Below are 20,999 nucleotides of genomic sequence, written 5' to 3' on the forward strand. Positions count from 1 at the left end.
TTTCTCGCAATTTTTTCGCCAAAAGTTTGATCTACTCATTGATGGCGAGAATACCAAGGACACAAAAGCGAAAATCGTAAAATCCCCCGTTTGCTAGAATACACAGATAATATTCAGGGTTTGTTGCCGTAATACAGACCCCTATTTTTTGCGCAATGTAAGGGTGTTGTCCTATGCAAACTATTGACGGTAATGGTGCAGTTGCCTCAGTCGCGTTTCGCACCAGTGAAGTTATCGCCATCTACCCGATTACGCCAAGTTCTACCATGGCCGAGCAGGCGGATGCCTGGGCTGGTAACGGGTTAAAAAACGTCTGGGGCGATGTCCCGAGAGTGGTAGAAATGCAGTCTGAAGCCGGTGCGATTGCCACGGTGCACGGCGCGCTGCAAACCGGCGCGCTTTCCACGTCGTTTACCTCATCTCAGGGATTGCTGTTAATGATCCCTACTCTTTACAAACTCGCCGGTCAACTGACCCCCTTCGTTCTGCACGTTGCGGCGCGTACCGTTGCCACTCACGCGCTCTCTATCTTTGGCGATCACTCTGACGTGATGGCGGTACGTCAGACCGGCTGCGCGATGCTGTGCGCCAGCAGCGTTCAGGAAGCCCAGGACTTTGCCTTGATTTCGCATATCGCCACGCTCAAAAGCCGCGTGCCGTTTATTCACTTCTTTGATGGTTTCCGAACCTCTCACGAAATTAACAAAATCGTCCCGCTGGCTGACGAGACAATCCTGAATCTGCTCCAGCAGGCGGACATTGACGCGCACCGTGCCCGGGCCCTTAATCCGGAACACCCGGTTATTCGTGGCACATCGGCAAACCCGGATACCTATTTCCAGTCCCGTGAGGCCACGAACCCGTGGTACAACGCGGTTTACGACCATGTTGAACAGGCTATGAATGACTTTGCCGCCGCGACCGGTCGGGAATATAAACCTTTTGAGTACTACGGCCATCCGCAGGCGGAACGGGTCATTGTGCTGATGGGGTCGGCCATTGGCACCTGCGAGGAAGTTGTTGATGAACTGCTGACGCGCGGCGAAAAAGTTGGCGTGCTTAAGGTGCGGCTCTATCGCCCGTTCTCGGCCAAACATCTGCTTTCGGCTCTGCCTGAAAGCGCGCGCGCTGTGGCGGTGCTCGATCGCACTAAAGAGCCGGGCGCGCAGGCGGAACCGCTGTATCTGGATGTGATGACGGCCCTGGCAGAAGCCTTTAATCAGGGCGAACGTGAAACGCTGCCGCGCGTGATCGGAGGTCGCTATGGGTTATCGTCCAAGGAATTTGGGCCGGACTGCGTGCTGGCGGTATTCAACGAACTTAGCGAAGCGAAGCCCAAGCCGCGCTTTACCGTCGGTATTTATGATGATGTGACGAATCTGTCCCTGTCGCTGCCGGAAAACACCCTGCCCTCGACCGCCAAACTTGAGGCGCTGTTCTATGGTCTGGGCAGCGACGGCAGCGTCTCCGCGACCAAAAACAACATCAAAATCATCGGTAACTCCACGCCGTGGTATGCCCAGGGGTACTTCGTTTACGACTCCAAAAAGGCAGGCGGCCTGACCGTTTCCCACCTGCGCGTGAGCGAACAGCCCATCCGCTCTGCGTATCTTATTTCTCAGGCTGATTTTGTTGGCTGTCACCAGCTGCAGTTTATCGATAAATACCAGATGGCCGAGCGCCTGAAGCCTGGCGGTATTTTCCTCCTGAATACGCCATACAGCGTGGATGAAGTCTGGTCTCGCCTGCCGCGGGAAGTGCAGGCGGTGCTGAACCAGAAAAAAGCCCGTTTCTTTGTGGTGAACGCGGCGAAAATTGCCCGCGAATGTGGCCTGGCCGCGCGCATCAATACCGTTATGCAGATGGCCTTCTTCCATCTGACGAACATCCTGCCGGGCGACAGCGCGCTGGCGGAACTGCAGGGCGCGATTGCCAAAAGCTACAGCAGCAAAGGACAGGAATTAGTCGAGCGTAACTGGCAGGCGCTGGCGCTGGCGCGCGAGTCGCTGTATGAGGTAGCGCTGCAGCCGGTCAATGCCGCAAGCCCGAACCGCCCTCCGGTGGTGTCCGATGCGGCGCCTGATTTCGTTAAGACCGTGACGGCGGCGATGCTGGCCGGTCTGGGTGATGCCCTGCCCGTCTCTGCGCTGCCGCCGGATGGCACCTGGCCGATGGGCACCACGCGCTGGGAAAAACGTAACATCGCCGAAGCGATCCCTATCTGGAAAGAAGAGCTGTGTACCCAGTGCAACCACTGCGTTGCGGCCTGCCCGCACTCTGCCATTCGTGCCAAAGTGGTTTCACCGGAAGAGATGGAATCCGCGCCTGCGAGCCTGCATTCACTGGATGTGAAATCCCGCGATATGCGCGGACAGAAATACGTTCTGCAGGTCGCGCCGGAAGATTGCACCGGCTGTAACCTGTGCGTCGAGGTCTGTCCGGCGAAAGACAGGCAGGATCCGGAGATCAAAGCCATCAATATGATGTCGCGTCTGGAGCATGTTGAAGAGGAGAAGGTCAATTATGACTACTTCCTGAACCTGCCGGAAATCGATCGCAGCAAACTGGAACGCATTGATATTCGCACTTCGCAGCTGATCACGCCGCTGTTTGAATACTCCGGCGCCTGTTCAGGCTGCGGTGAAACGCCGTATATCAAGCTGCTTACCCAGCTGTACGGTGACAGGATGCTGATTGCCAACGCAACCGGCTGTTCGTCTATTTATGGCGGTAACCTGCCCTCCACGCCCTACACCACCGATGCCAACGGTCGCGGTCCGGCATGGGCAAACTCGCTGTTCGAGGACAACGCCGAATTTGGTCTGGGCTTCCGCCTGACCGTTGATCAGCACCGCGCACGCGTGATGCGCCTGCTGGAGCAGTTTGCCGGGCAGCTCCCTGCCGGGCTCAATGACGCGCTTCATGCGGATGCAACGCCAGAAGAACGTCGTGAGCAAGTCGCCGAGCTGCGTCAGGCGCTTCAGGGCGTGGCGGGAGCTGAGCAGCTGCTGACCGACGCGGACGCGCTGGTCGAAAAATCGATCTGGCTGATTGGCGGTGACGGCTGGGCTTACGACATCGGCTTTGGCGGGCTGGATCACGTGCTGAGCCTGACCGAAAACGTCAATATCCTGGTTCTGGATACGCAGTGTTATTCCAACACCGGCGGTCAGGCATCGAAAGCGACACCGTTAGGCGCTGTGACGAAATTCGGCGAACACGGTAAACGCAAGGCGCGCAAAGATCTCGGTGTAAGCATGATGATGTACGGTCACGTTTACGTCGCGCAAATTTCGCTGGGTGCCCAGCTTAACCAGACGGTAAAAGCGATTCAGGAAGCGGAAGCGTATCCTGGCCCATCGCTGATCGTTGCATACAGCCCTTGCGAAGAGCATGGCTACGATCTGGCGCTCAGCCACGACCAGATGCGTCAGCTGACCGCGACGGGCTTCTGGCCGCTGTACCGGTTCGACCCGCGTCGTGCTGATGAGGGTAAATTACCGCTGGCGCTGGATTCGCGTCCGCCGTCAGATGCCCTGGCCGAGACCTTAATGCAGGAACAGCGCTTCCGTCGCCTTAACGCGCAGCAGCCGGAAGTGGCCGAACAGCTCTGGAAAGATGCCGCGGCCGATCTGCAAAAACGTTATGACTTCCTGGCGCAAATGGCGGGTAAAGCCGAAAAACCGACCAGCGACTAGTACCTCTGCCCGGCTTGTCCGGGCATATTTTTGCCATAAAAAAGCCCGGCGCATTCACACCGGGCGAATCCAGATAATCAATGAATATCTATTTTGTTTACTTAATAGTATTCATGTTAATTATGGATGAATGATCTTAAAGGCATATAACGCATCAAGGTTACCTTAATTAACGCCCGATTAATAATTTCAATTTAATATGCTTAACTTTAAATCATTCATCAAGTCAATGACCGTTTCAGTTGATTTATTCGGTTTAGATTTTACTTAGTTCGTAACAATTATATTTTATTACTCTCGCAGCGGAGTGATTTAGCATGAGACAACTTTCTCATTCTGAAAGTTCAACAGTTAATTAAATAAAAACAACCACAATGGAATATCAAAATGCAAAGAAAAGTACTGGCCCTGATGATTCCGGCTCTGTTAATGGCTGGCGCAACTCATGCAGCAGAGATTTATAATAAAGACGGCAACAAATTAGATCTGTACGGAAAAGTAGATGGTCTGCACTATTTCTCCGACGATAAAGGCGCTGACGGGGATCAAACCTACATGCGTCTGGGCTTCAAAGGCGAAACCCAGATCAACGACATGATGACCGGCTACGCGCAGTGGGAATACAACATTCAGGCAAATAACACCGAAGGGTCTGATAATCAGTCCTGGACGCGTCTGGCCTTCGCGGGCGTCAAAGTGGGTGACTACGGCTCCTTCGATTACGGTCGTAACTACGGCGTGCTGTACGATGTGGAAGGCTGGACCGATATGCTGCCTGAGTTCGGCGGCGACTCCTACTCTATAGCCGACAACTTTATGACCAGCCGCGCCAACGGTGTGGCAACCTACCGTAACACCGACTTCTATGGTCTGGTGCAGGGCCTGAACTTTGCGCTGCAGTATCAGGGCAAGAATGAAGACGCCAGCAACAACCAGGAAGGCACCAACAACGGTCGCGACACGCGTCACGAGAACGGCGACGGCTTCGGTATCTCTACCACCTATGACTTCGGCATGGGCATTACTGCAGGTGCGGCGTACACCTCTTCAGACCGTACCAACGAACAGGTCATGAATACCACAGCGGGCGGTGACAAAGCGGATGCGTGGACTGCGGGTCTGAAATATGACGCCAATAACATCTATCTGGCGGCAATGTACTCTGAAACCCGCAATATGACCCCGTATGGTGATAAAACCGATTCCGTTGCGAATAAAACCCAGAACTTTGAAGTGACCGCCCAGTACCAGTTCGACTTTGGCCTGCGTCCGTCCCTTTCCTACCTGCAGTCGAAAGGTAAGGACCTGGGCAACGGTCAGGGCGATCGGGATCTGGTTAAATACGCTGACGTAGGCGCGACCTATTACTTCAATAAAAACATGTCCACCTACGTTGATTACAAAATTAACCTGTTGGATGAAGATGACAGCTTCTACAAAAACAACGGCATCGGCACGGATGACGTCGTAGCGTTAGGTCTGGTTTACCAGTTCTGATTGTCAGAGCCCGCATCATGGTGCGGGCTCGCTTGTTTTTGAAGTAAGTCACAAGAGATAGTGTCAGAAAGGGATTGGTTGAGGGAAAGTTGAAAGAAAGCTGGTTAGACTACGGAGATAGCCCTTTTTCCATTAAGGATAACAGCGTTGTTCGGTCGTGTATCTCTTGCCGTTCTTACCCTTTTAGCATTGGTGTGGATGGCGTTAATTTTTGATTTTGGTGATATTGTCGGGCATCTCGGCGCGCTGTTAAACCATCTGGATGGCAGTTGACCGTTTCCCTGGAAACAAAAAGCCACCAGCAGTGCCGGTGGCGGATATACGCATAGGTCGCGTTATTTTTTCACAGGTTGAGGCTTTTTATCGCCTGATTCAGGGGCCTCACGCGGATCGTCTTTTTCAACACAAAGCATAGTTTCTCCTGTATCAGATAACCATTCTCCACTATAGCCAGGCTGATTAAAGAGTGGCCAGGCGGCAATCATGCCTGCTGTTCACCTTTCTCGCGAAAAGTGAGATAGCCAAATACGCCACTTTCTCCATCCATGGGATGGTTAACCCCGTCCATCACCTTCACCTCTGGAAAATCAAATGGTGAAACGTCTTCAAAACAGGCGACATTCACACCATATTCGTTTGGGTTAGAACGCCGCTGATGGAACGTGTAAATCCCGCACACCGAGCAGAAGAAATGCCGTGCCGTTCCCGTGTTAAAGCGGTACTCGGTGAGCTTATCCTCACCTTTGGTCACCGTAATCCCAGACAGCGGCGCAGAAACGACGACAGCGCCTCGCATTCGACAAAAGGAACAGCTGCAGCGCCGCGCGGTGTTGAGGCCATCAGTAAGTTCAACGGTGAATGCCACCGCGCCGCAGTGGCACTTCGCATTTCGTCTTTCAGCCATGGGCTATACCCCTTTTCTCACGAGCTCGGCCGCTTTAACGAAAACCTCGTCTTCTACACCATCGCCTTTTTGCCTGCCGAGTCTGACCAGTTCATCCACTATACTGTTGCGATGGATCGGTTTTTGCGCTGAAACCAGCCCAATAACGGCGGCCCCAATCGCCAGCCCCACTAATCCGGTTTGTTCATCTTTGTTTTTCATATTCATGCTCCTGGTACAACAAACAAGGGTAGCAGGAATATGGTAAAACGGAATGCCAGACACATGATCTGTGAATAATATTTAAACAGTTCAAACAGGTACGACTTCTAAAATCGACAGATACGAACGGGTGTCTATTATTTTGTTTAGCTTCATACGAGTCTTTTCAAACAAGGTCTGATACTCAGACTCAGTTCTTGCACGTCCTCCATCAAAGCTTGTTAACAAAAGAAGGTCAATTTCAAATCGTCCCTGTTCATTATTTTCTTTTTTAATAAGTGGCTCAAAAATTAATAGCCTGGAGTTTTCTTTCATAGCATTTCTGCAGCATTGAAGTATCTGAATGGCCTTTTCATCAGGCCAGTCCATCAAAATATACTTAAGCAGGTAAATGTCCGCTACAGGACAGGCTTCAAAAAAGCTCCCATTAACGGTCTCCCATCGACGATTATCATTTAACAGCTGCAGTCGATTCCGCTCAAGCACGTCTGTTTGATCGAAAAGGATCCCCGTCAGGGTCGGGTTTCGACGTAAAACAGCCAGCAATAAGTTACCCAGCCCACCGGCGATATCGGCAACCACGGCGTTTTGCGGGAACGAATAGCTATCTGCGATGGCTTCATTTTCCACGGATGACATAGAGGCCATACCCGCATGAAAGATGTTGCTGTCAGCCCCACTATCGTCATGCTGCCAGTATTCGTAAAAAGGCTTGCCAAACAATTCATTAAAGACAGGTTTGCCTTGCAATATCTCATCCATTTTTGCCGCTGGCTGCCAGAATGTTGGGTCTGTTAGCATGAGCACCGCCGCACGCAAGGAAAATTTATGCTCAGAACAGAGGAATTGTGCTGATTGGCTAAGGCTGTATTCGGCGTCAGATAATTCGTTGAAAACCCCACGAGAGGACAATAAGCGCATGACTCGATGAAGATAGTCAACGTCGACATTCAACTCCTTCGCCAGTTGATTCACGGATTTTTTTCCATCAACCAGACGATCTGCGACCCCTAATACCGCGACAGCCCGAAGTGCTGCCTGCCAGACAAAACCCATGCTTTGCTCTAACAAACACATTCCTTCTTTACGGCTTAGTAAATCCAGACTATTACGTTGTAACATTTTCTGCTCCTTACCAATAAAGATGTGTTGAACAACTAAAAAGTTGCTAACAAGCGTAAGTCTGGCAGTGAGCTTTATCCATAATTTCAGCAAGGTTTACTTATGCTGTTTCGTATTGGTTTGCATACAGTACATTTAAACACGTAAAAAAACAGGGCCACTTACTCTTCATTTTGATTAGTAATGCGCAGAAACTATTACTTTATAAATGATTGTCTTACATCCAAAAAATCCTGTGACAACGCAGGCATTCTCTATTTAGAATCTCGGCGTCAGCCCATACTTTGGCGTTTTGATATTTGCAGCCCAAACCTTGATATTGTTTTGCAAAAGAATAGTGAAATCTGATTTTAAATGCGTCACCATTCCATTGACGCTGTCCGCATCAACCACAGAAAAATGTTCAATTCTATTTTGCCCTACCTCAACACAATAATATTTTGCGGGCAGCTCCTTACCATTAACATTTAGCGACTGGTTGTTTTCACCACAACGGCCTTCAGTAATAAATGACACCAGCAAGTTAGCGGATTTCCTCCCTGGCTGAGAAACACTCACCATGACCGGGAAACCTTCCGAGGTCTGTGTCATATCATAAAGGACGGCATTTTTCATATACCAGGTATTATATTCCCGCTCCTGAAAAGCAGACCAGGAAGGCGCAGAAAAGACCACCAGCACTGCCAGTATAAGAGATTCTATTTTCATGGGATGTTGTCGTCCGTGTTGTTGCACGTATTATTCAGATTGTGCAAAAAACAGCAACCCCTTAAGAAAAGCCCTACTACTATTGGCAGTAACGGAGGGATTAATACAAAGAAGAATAAGAAGATAAATGGTAAACCACCGCCATCATGGCGATGCTGACCACGACGCTGATGAAAAAGTACGTTTTGAAAGGCTGCTTTTGGGTTTTATGGCGAAAGAGCTGTTGCCCCACAATGGCGCCAGGCCAGCCACCTGTTACGCCAAATACCAGCAAAGTAGCTTCCGGCACCCTGCGCATCCCCTTCCGCGCCGCCATTTTATCGGCGCCATACATGACTATTGTCAGCAGATTGATCAGCAGAAACCAGATTACCAACGGATTCGGAGTCAACAGGCTAGCAATAGCAGCGAAAATCAGTAGTACATAGCAAAAGCGATTGAGAGTCATTGTTCTGGTCACAGGCTGTTAAACGGTTTTCGACGGCATATGATACCCAAAACAGGTAAAGTTTACTTCTTTAAAACAGGGTGAATGCCTGGCGCTTTACTGATTAACATTTAAACTGCATTAATCAGTAAAGCATCCTTTCATTATAATCGTGCAGTTTACATATTTTTCTTAAAAAAATATTCTGAAACGGCTCACTGCAAAAACACATTGTGCGTGCATCCCTTTAACAAAATAAAAACGAATGCAGTGGCTGTGTAAACAGACGGGTAAGAAATATTGATGGAGATCAATTTATAAAACAAGCAGATAATTTTTAGCCGCGTCGTGTCATGCCCAGCGTTTAGCATTACAGTTGAACACAATTAATTTGACCAGATGGTCAATGAATAACAAAATATCACCGTAGTTAAAAAATAATATCTGCATTCCTTTAGGGGGGTGATGTCCCCCCATTTTTCCGATGTGATAAACCTCATTCCACCATTATCTTCACTTTTGGTTTCGACAGAAGGACTTTTACCAGTTCCTTAAACGGCGTGGGTTTGTAGAAGAAGAAACCTTGTAAGAACTTGATGTGGTTATGGGTGAGATAATCAAGTTGCTCTTGTGTTTCAACACCTTCCGCCACAATACTGATTGATAATTTTTTTGCCAGTTCCAGTACCGAATCCAGTATAACGGTTGAGTCCTCACTGGCATTAACCCTGGCAACAAAGCTTTGGTCGATTTTAATGTAATCGATATGCAGATCCTGCAGGTAGGACAGACCAGAATACCCCGTACCAAAATCATCAAGAGCAATGGCAAATCCAATCTCATGTAGCGCATTGAGGGTCTTAACGAGATGGTCATCGATATCGAGAGGTTCACGCTCGGTCACCTCAATGACCAGGTTAAGATCCTGTCGAGTAAAGCTTTGCTTGTAATGGAGACACTCTTCAACGAAGGTGGACGCAACGATATGGGACGCGCTGAAGTTAATACCGACGTGGAACCCTTCTGGCAGCAACGTAGAGATCGAATTCATATGCGATGCAACCTGACGCATTAAGCTCTGAGTTAAGGGAATGATTAAGCCTGATTTCTCCGCGAGAGGAATAAATGAAGCCGGAGAAATAAACCCTGACTGTGGATGCTTCCATCTGGCCAGCACTTCCACACCTCGTAGCGCCCCCTCTTTGCCGCTGACTACGGGCTGGTAATACGGAATAATTTCATTTCTGTATATGGCGGTACGCAGTGACTCTTCCGGTGAAACATCCTTAGAAAGATATCGCTGAAGAATATAAGCAGAAAGAGACGATATTATCAGCAGGAATAACACTACGCCTCCGGCTCGATTGAGTAATCTCTTAATACTAAAAAGAGGTGGAGAATTAAATTGTACCGAGAAAGGAAAAGCTGAGGCCTTGACCGTTAATACCTCTTTCTTCGTATGGTCTACCGTAGTCACATCGCCTGTCAGGCCTAAAAGGGTATTGCCTACTCTTAGAGAATATTCAACGCCGTTTAATGGCATATCCAGCGCATCCCGGATATGGCTATCACTTATACTAACGATGATTCGGCTTCCGGCGTGGGTTGTCTGGTATAAGAGAACCGGAAGACCGTTGACGGTACTCCCCGAAGGAACCAGGAGCAATGATGACTCAGGCAGCACTGAGCTATTGACCAACAATACGCGGTTTCCCGGTAATGAGGAGCACCAGACCGCGTTATTTTTCAGAATAATGATCGTTCTCAGGTGAGGCTGTAATGCTGCCTCGGTACCCAGCCGATATTGCCCTTCTGCATCACACTCATTCTCGGCAAGTTGCATTGCCATCTGAGTCGCATGACGGGCTTCTTTAAGAATAACGTTCATGTTCCGTACGACGTAGCGCGCCTCTGCCAGGCTGTCAGCACGTGCAGAATACCAAACCTGTAAATTGATGATAAAAACGCCGAGCAAAAACATTGTCGTGGCTGCAGCTAAGGGAATAGATGCATGGCGCATTTAGGGTTCTCGATTTGAGTAAAGTTGCCGCTTCAGCGATCCTGAAGTGATTGAATTATCTTCGTCTTAAGCATGGTTGATAAAGAAATAAATACCATATCAGGCGTCAGAAATTTTCTCGCAAGCCAGATGGAGTGGAAACAAAGGGCCGCCGAACGGCAGCCCTGGTGGATAAGTGTTTATTAGTACCGCTTTATTGTATTGATCGGGGTTCTTTCTGACCAGTCAGGTCGCTCGCCAGCCATGATGGCACGCTGTTGCGTTGGCGTCACAGACTGCGTAATTTCTGGCATTGACTTGTATTCGGGTTGCGTAGGTGGATTGAGAACAAGATCGGAGCTACAGCCTGATAACAGCAAAACCGCCAATAGTGATGAATTAAATTTGAACACGTGCCCCCTTCCAATGGGATAAAGTTATAAGATAAAGCATGGTGATGATTGCATCCTGGTGACACGTTAATGATATACAAAGCCACGCGCCTGGCTGAAGACAGCAGATTCACCACACAGATAACCCCATAAGGTTATATTTAGTCGGGCAATACGCGCAACGCTTTGTTTTCGTACCCACCAGAGCAAAAAGGTGGAAGGGAAGCCGAATACGCTTCTAATATCGAGGGGGGTTATGCTAAAAACGCTACTTCGTTTCTTTTAGTCAAATGTTAAGAAGGATTTTGAATGGTTAAGGTTGAGGAATTAAAAACGAAGTACCCAGGCGCAGCGGCCTGGCAAATGGGTGACAGCCCGGAACTGGCGAGCAAGCTTGCGGACCTGATTAAAAAAGGAATCAAAACGGCCACCTGCGGATCTTTTGCCTCGTACTCGCAGGATGTGTCTGCACCGCGGGTGGGTAGCTACAACATAATCCTTGATGGACAAAACGTCCCGGTCTGTGTGATCAGGCTGGTTTCACAGCGGCTGGTGCGTTTTTGCGATGTTACTGAAGAATTCGCTCGCAAAGAGGGTGAAGGTGATTTAAGCCATGAATACTGGCAGAAAGAGCATCAGCGATTTTTCGTCTGCGAAGGTCATTTTTCTGAAGATATGGAACTGATCGCAGAAGAATTTGAATTGGTTGATGTGCTGTAAGCGGAGATTAAGTGGCCAGGATGGTACCTTCGCTGAATTCGTTCCGGTAAAAGACAACGTAAGTTCTCCTCGCGCTGGTCCTCATGGGAGCATCAAAACCTGCGATTTGTTTTTATGCCCAGAATGCGCAGGGGCACACAGAAAGCCTGCTACGCTTTTCGCGTATCGGCTCCGGATTTAATGAGCTGTAAAACGTGCTGGTATTCGTCGCCGGAATCCGTACCATACGCGGCATACAATGTTTGCCCCTGCTGGCTCCGAAGGTAGTACTCAATGCAAGAGAATCAAGAGATTAACAAAAAAGAGCAATACAACCTCAACAAACTGCAAAAGCGACTGCGCCGTAACGTGGGCGAAGCCATTGCAGACTTCAACATGATTGAAGAAGGCGACCGCATCATGGTTTGCCTGTCAGGGGGTAAAGACAGCTATACCATGCTGGAGATCCTGCGTAATCTTCAGCAAAGTGCGCCGGTGAATTTTTCCCTGGTGGCGGTCAACCTTGACCAGAAACAGCCGGGTTTCCCAGAGCACATTCTGCCGGAATACCTCGAAAAGCTGGGCGTTGAGTACAAAATCGTCGAAGAGAATACCTACGGCATTGTGAAAGAGAAAATCCCGGAGGGGAAAACCACCTGCTCACTCTGCTCTCGCCTGCGCCGCGGCATTCTGTATCGTACCGCGACGGAGCTGGGCGCGACCAAAATTGCGCTGGGCCATCACCGCGACGATATCCTGCAAACGCTGTTCCTCAATATGTTCTACGGCGGCAAGATGAAAGGCATGCCGCCTAAACTGATGAGCGATGACGGCAAGCACATTGTGATCCGCCCTCTCGCCTACTGCCGCGAAAAAGACATTGAGCGTTTTTCTCAGGCGAAAGCGTTCCCGATCATTCCATGTAACCTGTGCGGCTCTCAGCCGAACCTGCAGCGTCAGGTAATTGGTGACATGCTGCGCGACTGGGATAAGCGTTATCCGGGTCGTATCGAAACCATGTTCAGCGCGATGCAGAATGTCGTCCCTTCCCATCTCGCGGATGTGGAGCTGTTCGACTTTAAAGGCATCAACCACGAGTCAGAAGTTGTGAATGGCGGGGACCTGGCGTTCGATCGGGAAGATATTCCCATGCAGCCAGCGGGCTGGCAGCCGGAAGAAGATGACAGTCAGTTTGAAGAGCTGCGTCTGAACGTGCTTGAAGTGAAGTAAACGATTAGCGTCTCAGAAAAACCGTCTGAGACGCTTCATTCTTTATTTCAGCAGACGTACGCGACAGCTTTTACCCTTAATTTTCCCGTTTTGCAGCTGCTTCCATGCCTTATGGGCAACCTTCTGGCGAACCGCGACATAGACATGCGCCGGATGGACCGCAATCTTACCGATATCCGCCCCGTCCAGCCCCACATCTCCGGTCAGCGCGCCTAATACGTCACCTGGACGCATCTTAGCTTTTTTACCGCCATCAATGCACAGCGTCGCCATTTCAGCCTCCAGCGGCACAAGGCTAACGCCGGCCGGTGCATTCACCCAGTTCAGCTTAATCTGCAGCATCTCAGAAAGAATATTGGCGCGCTGCGCCTCTTCAGGTGCGCAGAAGCTGATGGCCAGTCCGCTGTTTCCCGCGCGCGCGGTACGGCCAATACGGTGCACGTGTACTTCAGGATCCCATGCCAGCTCAAAGTTCACCACCAGCTCAAGCGATTTGATATCCAGACCGCGTGCAGCGACGTCGGTTGCGACAAGAACTCGGGCGCTGCCGTTAGCGAAACGAACCAGCGTCTGATCGCGATCGCGCTGTTCCAGATCGCCATGCAGCGACAATGCGCTCTGACCGGCGGCATTCAGAGCATCACAGACCGCCTGACAGTCTTTTTTGGTATTACAGAACACCACGCAGGACCCAGGCTGATGCTGGCTCAGCAATTTCTGCAGGAGCGGGATTTTACCCTGCTGAGAGGTTTCAAAGAACTGCTGCTCGATGGCGGGCAGCGCATCAACGCTGTCGATTTCAATGGTGAGTGGATTTTTCTGCACGCGACCACTGATGGCGGCGATGGCTTCGGGCCAGGTCGCAGAGAACAGCAGCGTCTGACGATCGGACGGTGCGAAACGGATCACCTCGTCAATCGCATCGCTGAAGCCCATATCCAGCATCCGATCGGCCTCATCCATGACCAGCGTTTGTAACGCATCCAGCGAGACGGTGCCTTTTTGCAGGTGATCCAGCAGGCGTCCGGGCGTGGCGACAATAATGTGCGGCGCATGCTGGAGTGAATCACGCTGGGCGCCGAACGGCTGTCCGCCACAGAGGGTTAAAATCTTGGTGTTGGGCAGGAAACGCGCCAGGCGACGCAGTTCACCCGCGACCTGGTCTGCCAGTTCGCGGGTCGGGCACAGTACCAGAGACTGGGTCTGAAAAAGCGCCGCATCGATATGCTGCAACAGGCCAAGGCCAAATGCCGCCGTTTTCCCGCTGCCCGTTTTCGCCTGTACGCGTACGTCACGGCCCTCGAGGATGGCGGGCAACGCGGCCGCCTGAACAGGCGTCATCGTGAGATATCCCAACTCGTTGAGGTTAGCGAGTTGGGCGTCGGGCAGGACATTCAGGGTAGAAAAAGCGGTCACAATTGTCTCTCGTGGTGATCTTAGCGGTCAGATGGCGCGTATCCTCGCAGATCTCGCGGTCCGATGCGACAATTTAATCGGTTCTTCATCGGGCGGCGGGTCGGGCATTGGCTGCGGACGCGGTATGGGATCGGGCATGGGCACCGGATCGGTGGGGATGGGATCGGATTGACGTGAATGTTGCAGTAGCAGAGCGTAAAGGATGCTCATCATTCCCTCCAGAATTGGCTGTCATCCCTTTTAGGGTAGACGCTGAGAATCAGGAGGCAAAAAAAAGCCGACTATGAAGTCGGCGTCGTACGAATCAATTGTGCTATGCAGTAATTCAAAAAAGGAAGTAAGACAATATGGAGCGCAACGCCCATCGCTTGACGTTGCATTCACCTGCGGGAGTAATATTGCACCTTACGGGGTAGATGTTTATTGACTTCGCTCAATTAAAAGAGCGTTTTAATCCCGGAAAAAGAGGAAAAAAGCGTAAATTTACAGCCATTTACTACGATGCAACCACCATGCAACACCCCCAATCAAAACAACTAACATCACGCAAAAGGCCGTAAAGCCGTAGCGATAAGCGCCCCCCGGAATACCGCCCAGGTTGACGCCAAACAACCCGGTCAGAAACGTGCTCGGTAAAAACACCATCGCCATCAGGGACATCGTATAGGTTCTTCTCGCCAGAGATTCCTGCATTACCTGCGCGATTTCGTCCGCCATCACCGCCGTTCTGGCAATACAGGAATCTATTTCATCCAGCCCGCGGCCCAGCCTGTCGGCAATATCCTGCATTCTGCGTCGCTGATCGTCATTCATCCAGGCGAGCCTTTCGCTGGCAAGACGCGCATAAACGTCGCGCTGCGGCGTCATATAGCGGCGCATCACAATCAGCTGCTTACGAAGCAAGGCCAGAAAACCGCGCGGCGGGATCTGCTGATCGAGAAGGTTATCTTCCAGGTCGATGATTTTGTCGTGCAGCTCTTCGATGAACTCACTCGCGTGATCGGTAAGCGCGTCGCACACGTCCACCAGCCAGCTGCCGCAGTCGGTTGGCCCGGTGCCCTCTTTCAGATCGTTGACGATGTCATCCAGCGCCAGAACTTTTCGCTGCCGGGTAGACACAATCAGCCCATCGTCCATGTAGACACGCATCGCAACCAGCTGATCCGGGCGTTCATCCGTGCTGCCGTTAATGCAGCGTAGGGTGATCAGCGTCCCGTCACCCATTCGGCTCACGCGGGGCCGCAGGCTTTCCCCCGCCAGCGCATCGCGCACGTTATTAGGCAAGAGCGGAGTCGAGGCCAGCCAGTCAGCGCTGTCCGTGTGGGTGTAGTTCAAATGTAACCAGCAGGGATGCGCGCTATCGATCGCATCATTATCTTCCAGCGGTCGCGCACCGCCGCGACCATCCAGCACCCACGCAAAAACTGCGTCAGGAACGTTAAGTTCAGATCCTTTAATGCTTTCCACAGCGCCTCCGCCTTTTTAGCTCTTTCGGTGTCAGTCTAGCCTCCATCAGGGCTTAATCAACAACTATGTTTTCCATCGCGCTGAAATCGCTCAGGAAATGAACATGCTGGCAAGAGGCAAAAAAAAGCCTGGCACGCCAGGCTTTGAGGTTTAATCAGAGAGAGTGTTCTGGCCGGTGGAGGAAGGATGGCGAGCCGCCAGGTAATGAGGAAGAAGGGTTCTGGTCAAGTCTGAAATTGCGCGTTCTGGCCTGCAGCTCAATCACCTGATTACGCAGTACATCAGAGGAGCCGTTGAGTTCCTCTGCCATTGCCACATTACTTTGCGTGACCCGCTCCAGCTCAGATAGCGCCAGCGTGATCTGAGAAATACCTTTCTCCTGCTCAGACGTCGACGCGGAAATTTCGTCCATTAAGCGGCTGACATTCCCTGAACCCGTTACGATTTCATGCATATTTTTCTCTGCCTGTGACACAACGCTGGCTCCCTGCGTGACGTTACTGCTGGTGACTTCAATCAGCGTTTTGATATTCTTCGCGGCCTCTGCGCTGCGGTGTGCCAGGTTTCTTACCTCTTCCGCAACCACAGAAAAACCCTTGCCATGATCGCCCGCCCTTGCCGCCTCAACGGCCGCGTTGAGCGCAAGAATATTCGTCTGGAACGCAATACCGTCAATGAGCGAAATAATCTCCGTCATCTGCTGCGCACATTCGGTAATGGACTGCATATTGCTGGCGACCTGTCCCATCAGCTCACCGCCTTTGCGCGCCTGCAGCGTCGCCACATTTGCCTGCTCGCTCGCCAGACGCGTGTTATCGGCATTGTTTTTGGTGCTCGCGGCCATTTGCTCCATGCTGGCTGCGGTTTGCACTAATGATGCAGACTGCTGCTCGGTTTTCACCGAAAGCTGAGCGCTACGTTGCGAGAGTTGATCCGATAGGGTCATGGCGGTTTGCGATGACGCCCTGATCTCACGTACAAGCGTCGCAATATTACCGGAAAGGCTATTGATCCCGGGGATGAGTCGGCCCGCACAGTTATTGCCAAATTCAGGGATAGATACACCAAGGTTGCCTGCTGTCACCTCTTCAATACTTTTCTTCACCGTATTGATCGGCGTCACAAGATACTTCGTCATGTAGACCCAGAGCAAAAATAGTGCAACGAAATTGATGGCATTAAGCGAAATAAAGAGAGAGGGATTGCTGGAAAATAGAACAACGACACCTGCACTTACCAAAAAAAGAGATAAAAGGAACCCGATAATAAAGGTCCTGACACTAATATTTTTTAGCATGATAATACCCACGTTTTATATTTAAGTCGGCACTTAGACTTATAGCATTGGCCCAGAAGTTTTGCATCGCAAACAACGCTTGTTTTTTGTTTCGCCGTTAGCATCCCGAGATTTACCTTAAGTCAGATTAAAAGAGCGTATTAGTAAAAATGTTCTACTCAGCATGCTGCAATACTGGTTTCCAGCCATCTTAAGCGATAGTATCGCCCGCGGTGAGACGATACGATCGCACTCATATTTAAGGAGCTTTGCTACTGTTATTCGTTCTTGTTTAGCAATGCTTAATACATTAACAAAAAGAATATATTTTATATTCTTGATGAGTTTTAGAGTATTAATATGACTGGTCATTATTCACGATAAATAACTAATATGGTTTGAATGCGCATGTTCGTTGCCCGATAAAGATGTACCCGGCAGGCGAAATCGGTAACCCTCTCAGGCGTGGGATTGCATAATGCTCAATATATCGTGGGACCCTGTGTTAATCGCTATCTCTTATCTGGTGGCGTTTATTGCCTCATTTGTGGCGCTGGACAGCGCCGGAAAGATCCCTCTCTCCAGCCGAAAGGCTGCACTCTTCTGGCGGATTGCCGGTGGGGTCACGCTGGGTATTGGCATCTGGTCGATGCACTTTATCGGCATGCTGTCGATGCAAATGCCCATGATGATGAGCTACGACCTCTGGTTAACCCTTGCGTCACTGGGCGTCGCGGTGATTGCGTCGACAACGGCGCTTAATATTGCCGTCACGGGTAAAAAACTTTCCCCTTTTCGACTGATCTTTGCCACGACGCTCCTGAGCGCTGGCGTGGTGTCTATGCACTATATCGGTATGGCAGCCCTGATGCTGGATGGCAGCATCATCTGGGATCGACGCATTGTGGGGTTATCCGTGGTCATTGCCGTTGTTGCCTCAGGTACGGCGCTGTGGCTGGCTTTCCGACTGCGCGATAAACATAAAGGCGTCTTTATCGATCGAATTATCGCGGCCTTCGTTATGGCTGCCGCGATTTGTGCGATGCATTATACCGGCATGAGCGCCGCGCAATTTCAGGAAATGGCGCATGCCGTCCCCGGAGGGATCGGCGAGCTGGGTTTATCCATCTGGGTTTCAGTCACCACGCTCTGCCTGCTCGGCGTGATGTTAATCATTTCACTTATCGATTCTCACCGGCGCACCAGCCGGCTGACGGATAATCTGCAGCAGCTCAACCGTCAGCTAGAGCTGCAGGCGCGTTTTGACGCACTCACCGGGCTCGCAAACCGCCACCAGATGGATCTCCGCATGCAGGATTGTCTGCGCAGCGCGCTGCTGAGCAAGAAGCCATTTGCGGTTATTTTCCTGAACGTCGATCACTTCAAACGCGTTAACGATACGTGGGGTCACAGCGTCGGTGATGAGTTATTGATCGCTGTCGCCCAGCGCATCACGGCAAGGCTCACGCGTGAGATGACCCTGGCAAGACTGGGAGGAGACGCCTTTATCCTGCTGGTGCCTGAATGTGATGACGACAAGCTCAGCGCCCTGCTCACCGCGCTGCTCGAAGATGTACGACGCCCTCTGTCGATATGCGGGCATACGTTAAGCACGACGATCAGCGCGGGCGTCAGTCTCTATCCTCAGGATGGCGAAACGCTGCATGAGCTGAAACTCAAGGCGGATGCAGCTTTACACCGCGTCAAGGAAGATGGCCGTAACGGCTGGGCGATTTACCGGGCCGAGATGTCAACAGCGATCCCGGCGAAACCCGGCTTTCTGCAGGAACTCTCGCAGGCGCTTGAACGGGATCAGTTTGAACTCTGGTATCAGCCAACCTGGCATGCGGGAGAGAAAACGATTCATGGTTTTGAAGCCCTTCTGCGCTGGCGACATCCAGAGCAAGGCGTTGTATTGCCCAATCTGTTTATCCCCTCGCTGGAACAAACAGGCTTAATTATTCCGGTAGGTAACTGGGCCATTGAAGCGGCATGCCGACAGCTTCATTTCTGGACTGAACAAGGGTTCAGCCAGTGGACGTTGTCGCTCAACCTATCCCCCGTTCAGTTCGAACAGCCGGACATTTTCCTGATCATCTCGTCGATGCTGGAAAAATATAACCTGCCTCCGTCCCGACTGATCCTGGAGGTAACGGAAAGCACCGCGCTTAAAAATCTCGACCGCAGCATTGAGTTGCTTAACGCGTTTAATCATGCGGGGATCGTCGTCTCGATTGATGATTTTGGTACGGGCTATTCCAACCTGCTGATGCTTAGCGTGCTTCCCGCAAAAGAACTCAAGATCGACAGAAGCTTTGTCACATCGATGCTGGGGAATGAAAAAAGCTACAAGCTGGTCGAGACCATAATCAGTATCGCCCGGACCATGGAGATGAATGTGGTGGCAGAAGGGATCGAGACGGAAGAACAGGAGGCGGTTCTCACCCGTCTCGGCTGCGATTACCTGCAGGGGTATCTTTTCTCCCGGCCCTTACCTGCCGAACAGGTACCGTGGCTACTGCTGCAGATAAACTCAGACAAACAGATTATCCCCATTAATAAAATTCAAACGGACCCCGCATTTATTTCACAAAAAAATCATGCCTGACGGGGTTAAGTGGAGTATGTTTCAAAGGAGTACACGCGAGTCAATTCTGACATGATTGTCAGGCACATGTTGTCGATGAACAGGAAACGCCTATGTCGCAACCTTGTTTTGATGCGTTGAATGTAATTAAAACACCCGTGTGGCTCGTTTCACCCGTGTCGGAAAAGATCATTTTTGCGAATGTGGCAGCAAGGCAGCTCATGGGGGATAAAACCCTCGAGGACCTGCGCAAAGGGATCTATTCAGCCAGGGCGCAAACCCTCCTGACGATGTATGTACCTGAACTGAAAACAGAGCAGGAGATCGTCGAAATCTGGACGGCTAGCCGGGATGGACAGGACACGCCGTTAAGCTGTCGGCTCTCGCTCGCCCACTACGCTCCCTGGGGAGATGTGATTGTTTTCGAAGGCATCTCCCAACAAATGTTCTCAGGATTGAAGGCAAGCCGTTCCGCCACCTATCGACGGAAAAAACAGGGTTTCTATGCGCGCTTTTTTCTGACCAACAGCGCCCCGATGCTGTTAATCGATCCGGCCCGCGACGGGCAAATCGTCGATGCAAATCTGGCCGCACTCAATTTTTATGGTTACTCACATGATGACATGTGCAGTAAGCATACCTGGGAAATCAATACGCTGGGGCGAGATGTGATGCCCATTATGACTGCGATTGCAGCGCTGCCCGGTGGTCATAAGCCGCTCAATTTTATTCACCGCCTTGCCGATGGAACCACCCGCCACGTTCAGACGTATGCCGGGCCCATTGAGATTTACGGCGACAAGCTGATGCTGTGCATCATCCACGATATCACCGAGCAAAAAAGGCTGGAGCAGGAGCTGGAACATGCCGCGTTACGTGACTCCATGACGGGACTACTCAACCGGCGCCAGTTCTACGCAATTACCGATCAAAGCAACCGGAATAAACTTCCTGCGCAGCAGCAATTTAGCCTGCTGCTGGTGGATACCGACCATTTCAAAAACATTAATGACCTGTTCGGTCATCTGAAAGGCGATGAGGTTCTAATCGCCCTTTCCCGAACGCTGGAAGCCTGTAGTCGGGAGGGCGACATGGTGTTCCGCTGGGGTGGCGAAGAGTTCGTTATCCTGCTGCCGCGTACCTCTCTCGATACCGCCCTGCAGATTGCCGAGTTAATCCGTGCAGCCGTTGCACGCATCACGATTCCGGGCTTGCCGCGGTTTACCGTCAGCATTGGGGTGGCGCGGCACAATCAGGGAGAGAGTATTGACGAGCTGTTTAAGCGTGTGGACGATGCCCTGTATCGCGCTAAAAATGACGGACGCAATAAAGTCCTTGCTGCATGAAACTGGAGTATCCGGAAAAGCCCCGCTACA

Annotated in this window: 17 protein-coding genes; 6 read left to right on the forward strand and 11 right to left on the reverse strand. The window is 51.0% G+C overall.

Annotated elements, in window-relative coordinates; all coding sequences use genetic code 11:
- The first annotated feature begins 173 nt into the window (after positions 1 to 173).
- Entirely contained in the window at positions 174 to 3,698 is a 3,525-nt protein-coding gene (gene nifJ / locus AB3N39_RS11250) for a pyruvate:ferredoxin (flavodoxin) oxidoreductase (protein ID WP_367896732.1), read from the forward strand.
- A 387-nt stretch (positions 3,699 to 4,085) separates the two neighbouring features.
- The gene (ompC, locus tag AB3N39_RS11255) at positions 4,086 to 5,195 is read left to right on the forward strand and encodes a porin OmpC (RefSeq protein ID WP_133294536.1); all 1,110 of its coding nucleotides are present in this window, start codon (positions 4,086 to 4,088) and stop codon (positions 5,193 to 5,195) included.
- Positions 5,196 to 5,530: 335 nt separating this feature from the next.
- Here ompC and AB3N39_RS11260 read toward each other — a convergent pair whose 3' ends face one another.
- From AB3N39_RS11260 to AB3N39_RS11290, 7 genes are all read right to left on the reverse strand, one after another.
- A complete protein-coding gene (locus AB3N39_RS11260; RefSeq protein WP_223239581.1) occupies positions 5,531 to 5,608 on the reverse strand; it encodes a hypothetical protein in 78 nt (25 codons plus the stop codon).
- Between the two features lie 68 nt (positions 5,609 to 5,676).
- Positions 5,677 to 6,099, reverse strand: a complete 423-nt coding sequence (locus AB3N39_RS11265; RefSeq protein ID WP_133294537.1) for a GFA family protein — start codon at positions 6,097 to 6,099, stop codon at positions 5,677 to 5,679.
- A 3-nt stretch (positions 6,100 to 6,102) separates the two neighbouring features.
- Positions 6,103 to 6,300, reverse strand: a complete 198-nt coding sequence (locus AB3N39_RS11270) for a hypothetical protein (RefSeq protein ID WP_023312007.1) — start codon at positions 6,298 to 6,300, stop codon at positions 6,103 to 6,105.
- Between the two features lie 90 nt (positions 6,301 to 6,390).
- Entirely contained in the window at positions 6,391 to 7,422 is a 1,032-nt protein-coding gene (locus AB3N39_RS11275) for a methyltransferase (RefSeq protein WP_367896733.1), read from the reverse strand.
- A gap of 258 nt (positions 7,423 to 7,680) precedes the next feature.
- On the reverse strand, positions 7,681 to 8,130 hold the full coding sequence (locus tag AB3N39_RS11280) for a hypothetical protein (RefSeq protein ID WP_115875309.1): 450 nt from the start codon (positions 8,128 to 8,130) through the stop codon (positions 7,681 to 7,683).
- A 100-nt stretch (positions 8,131 to 8,230) separates the two neighbouring features.
- Entirely contained in the window at positions 8,231 to 8,578 is a 348-nt protein-coding gene (locus AB3N39_RS11285) for a DUF1294 domain-containing protein (protein ID WP_127731102.1), read from the reverse strand.
- Between the two features lie 475 nt (positions 8,579 to 9,053).
- Positions 9,054 to 10,577: a cyclic diguanylate phosphodiesterase gene (locus AB3N39_RS11290; RefSeq protein ID WP_133294539.1), complete on the reverse strand. Its 1,524-nt coding sequence runs from the start codon at positions 10,575 to 10,577 to the stop codon at positions 9,054 to 9,056.
- 680 nt (positions 10,578 to 11,257) lie between these two features.
- Between AB3N39_RS11290 and AB3N39_RS11295 the strand changes: the two genes are divergently transcribed.
- Together AB3N39_RS11295 and ttcA are read left to right on the forward strand one after the other, a co-directional pair.
- Positions 11,258 to 11,668, forward strand: coding sequence for an ASCH domain-containing protein (locus AB3N39_RS11295; protein WP_252093059.1), 411 nt, complete (start codon positions 11,258 to 11,260; stop codon positions 11,666 to 11,668).
- A gap of 273 nt (positions 11,669 to 11,941) precedes the next feature.
- Positions 11,942 to 12,877, forward strand: a complete 936-nt coding sequence (gene ttcA / locus AB3N39_RS11300; protein ID WP_127731200.1) for a tRNA 2-thiocytidine(32) synthetase TtcA — start codon at positions 11,942 to 11,944, stop codon at positions 12,875 to 12,877.
- Positions 12,878 to 12,919: 42 nt separating this feature from the next.
- On the opposite strand, the gene dbpA is transcribed toward ttcA, so the two are convergent.
- From dbpA to AB3N39_RS11320, 4 genes are all read right to left on the reverse strand, one after another.
- On the reverse strand, positions 12,920 to 14,293 hold the full coding sequence (gene dbpA, locus AB3N39_RS11305) for an ATP-dependent RNA helicase DbpA (RefSeq protein WP_367896734.1): 1,374 nt from the start codon (positions 14,291 to 14,293) through the stop codon (positions 12,920 to 12,922).
- Between the two features lie 27 nt (positions 14,294 to 14,320).
- Positions 14,321 to 14,485, reverse strand: a complete 165-nt coding sequence (locus AB3N39_RS11310) for a hypothetical protein (RefSeq protein WP_320718313.1) — start codon at positions 14,483 to 14,485, stop codon at positions 14,321 to 14,323.
- Between the two features lie 291 nt (positions 14,486 to 14,776).
- Positions 14,777 to 15,760, reverse strand: coding sequence for a zinc transporter ZntB (gene zntB / locus AB3N39_RS11315; RefSeq protein ID WP_111965070.1), 984 nt, complete (start codon positions 15,758 to 15,760; stop codon positions 14,777 to 14,779).
- Between the two features lie 154 nt (positions 15,761 to 15,914).
- Positions 15,915 to 17,057: a methyl-accepting chemotaxis protein gene (locus AB3N39_RS11320; RefSeq protein WP_115875321.1), complete on the reverse strand. Its 1,143-nt coding sequence runs from the start codon at positions 17,055 to 17,057 to the stop codon at positions 15,915 to 15,917.
- 457 nt (positions 17,058 to 17,514) lie between these two features.
- On the opposite strand from AB3N39_RS11320, the gene AB3N39_RS11325 reads away from it, so the two are divergent.
- Both AB3N39_RS11325 and AB3N39_RS11330 read left to right on the forward strand, forming a co-directional pair.
- Positions 17,515 to 19,644 (forward strand): bifunctional diguanylate cyclase/phosphodiesterase, encoded by a 2,130-nt coding sequence (locus AB3N39_RS11325; RefSeq protein WP_325813535.1) that lies wholly within the window; start codon positions 17,515 to 17,517, stop codon positions 19,642 to 19,644.
- A gap of 92 nt (positions 19,645 to 19,736) precedes the next feature.
- On the forward strand, positions 19,737 to 20,969 hold the full coding sequence (locus AB3N39_RS11330; RefSeq protein WP_136194955.1) for a sensor domain-containing diguanylate cyclase: 1,233 nt from the start codon (positions 19,737 to 19,739) through the stop codon (positions 20,967 to 20,969).
- Positions 20,970 to 20,999 lie beyond the last annotated feature (30 nt).

The sequence above is a fragment of the Enterobacter vonholyi genome (assembly GCF_040834095.1).
Taxonomy (GTDB): Bacteria; Pseudomonadota; Gammaproteobacteria; order Enterobacterales; family Enterobacteriaceae; genus Enterobacter; species Enterobacter vonholyi.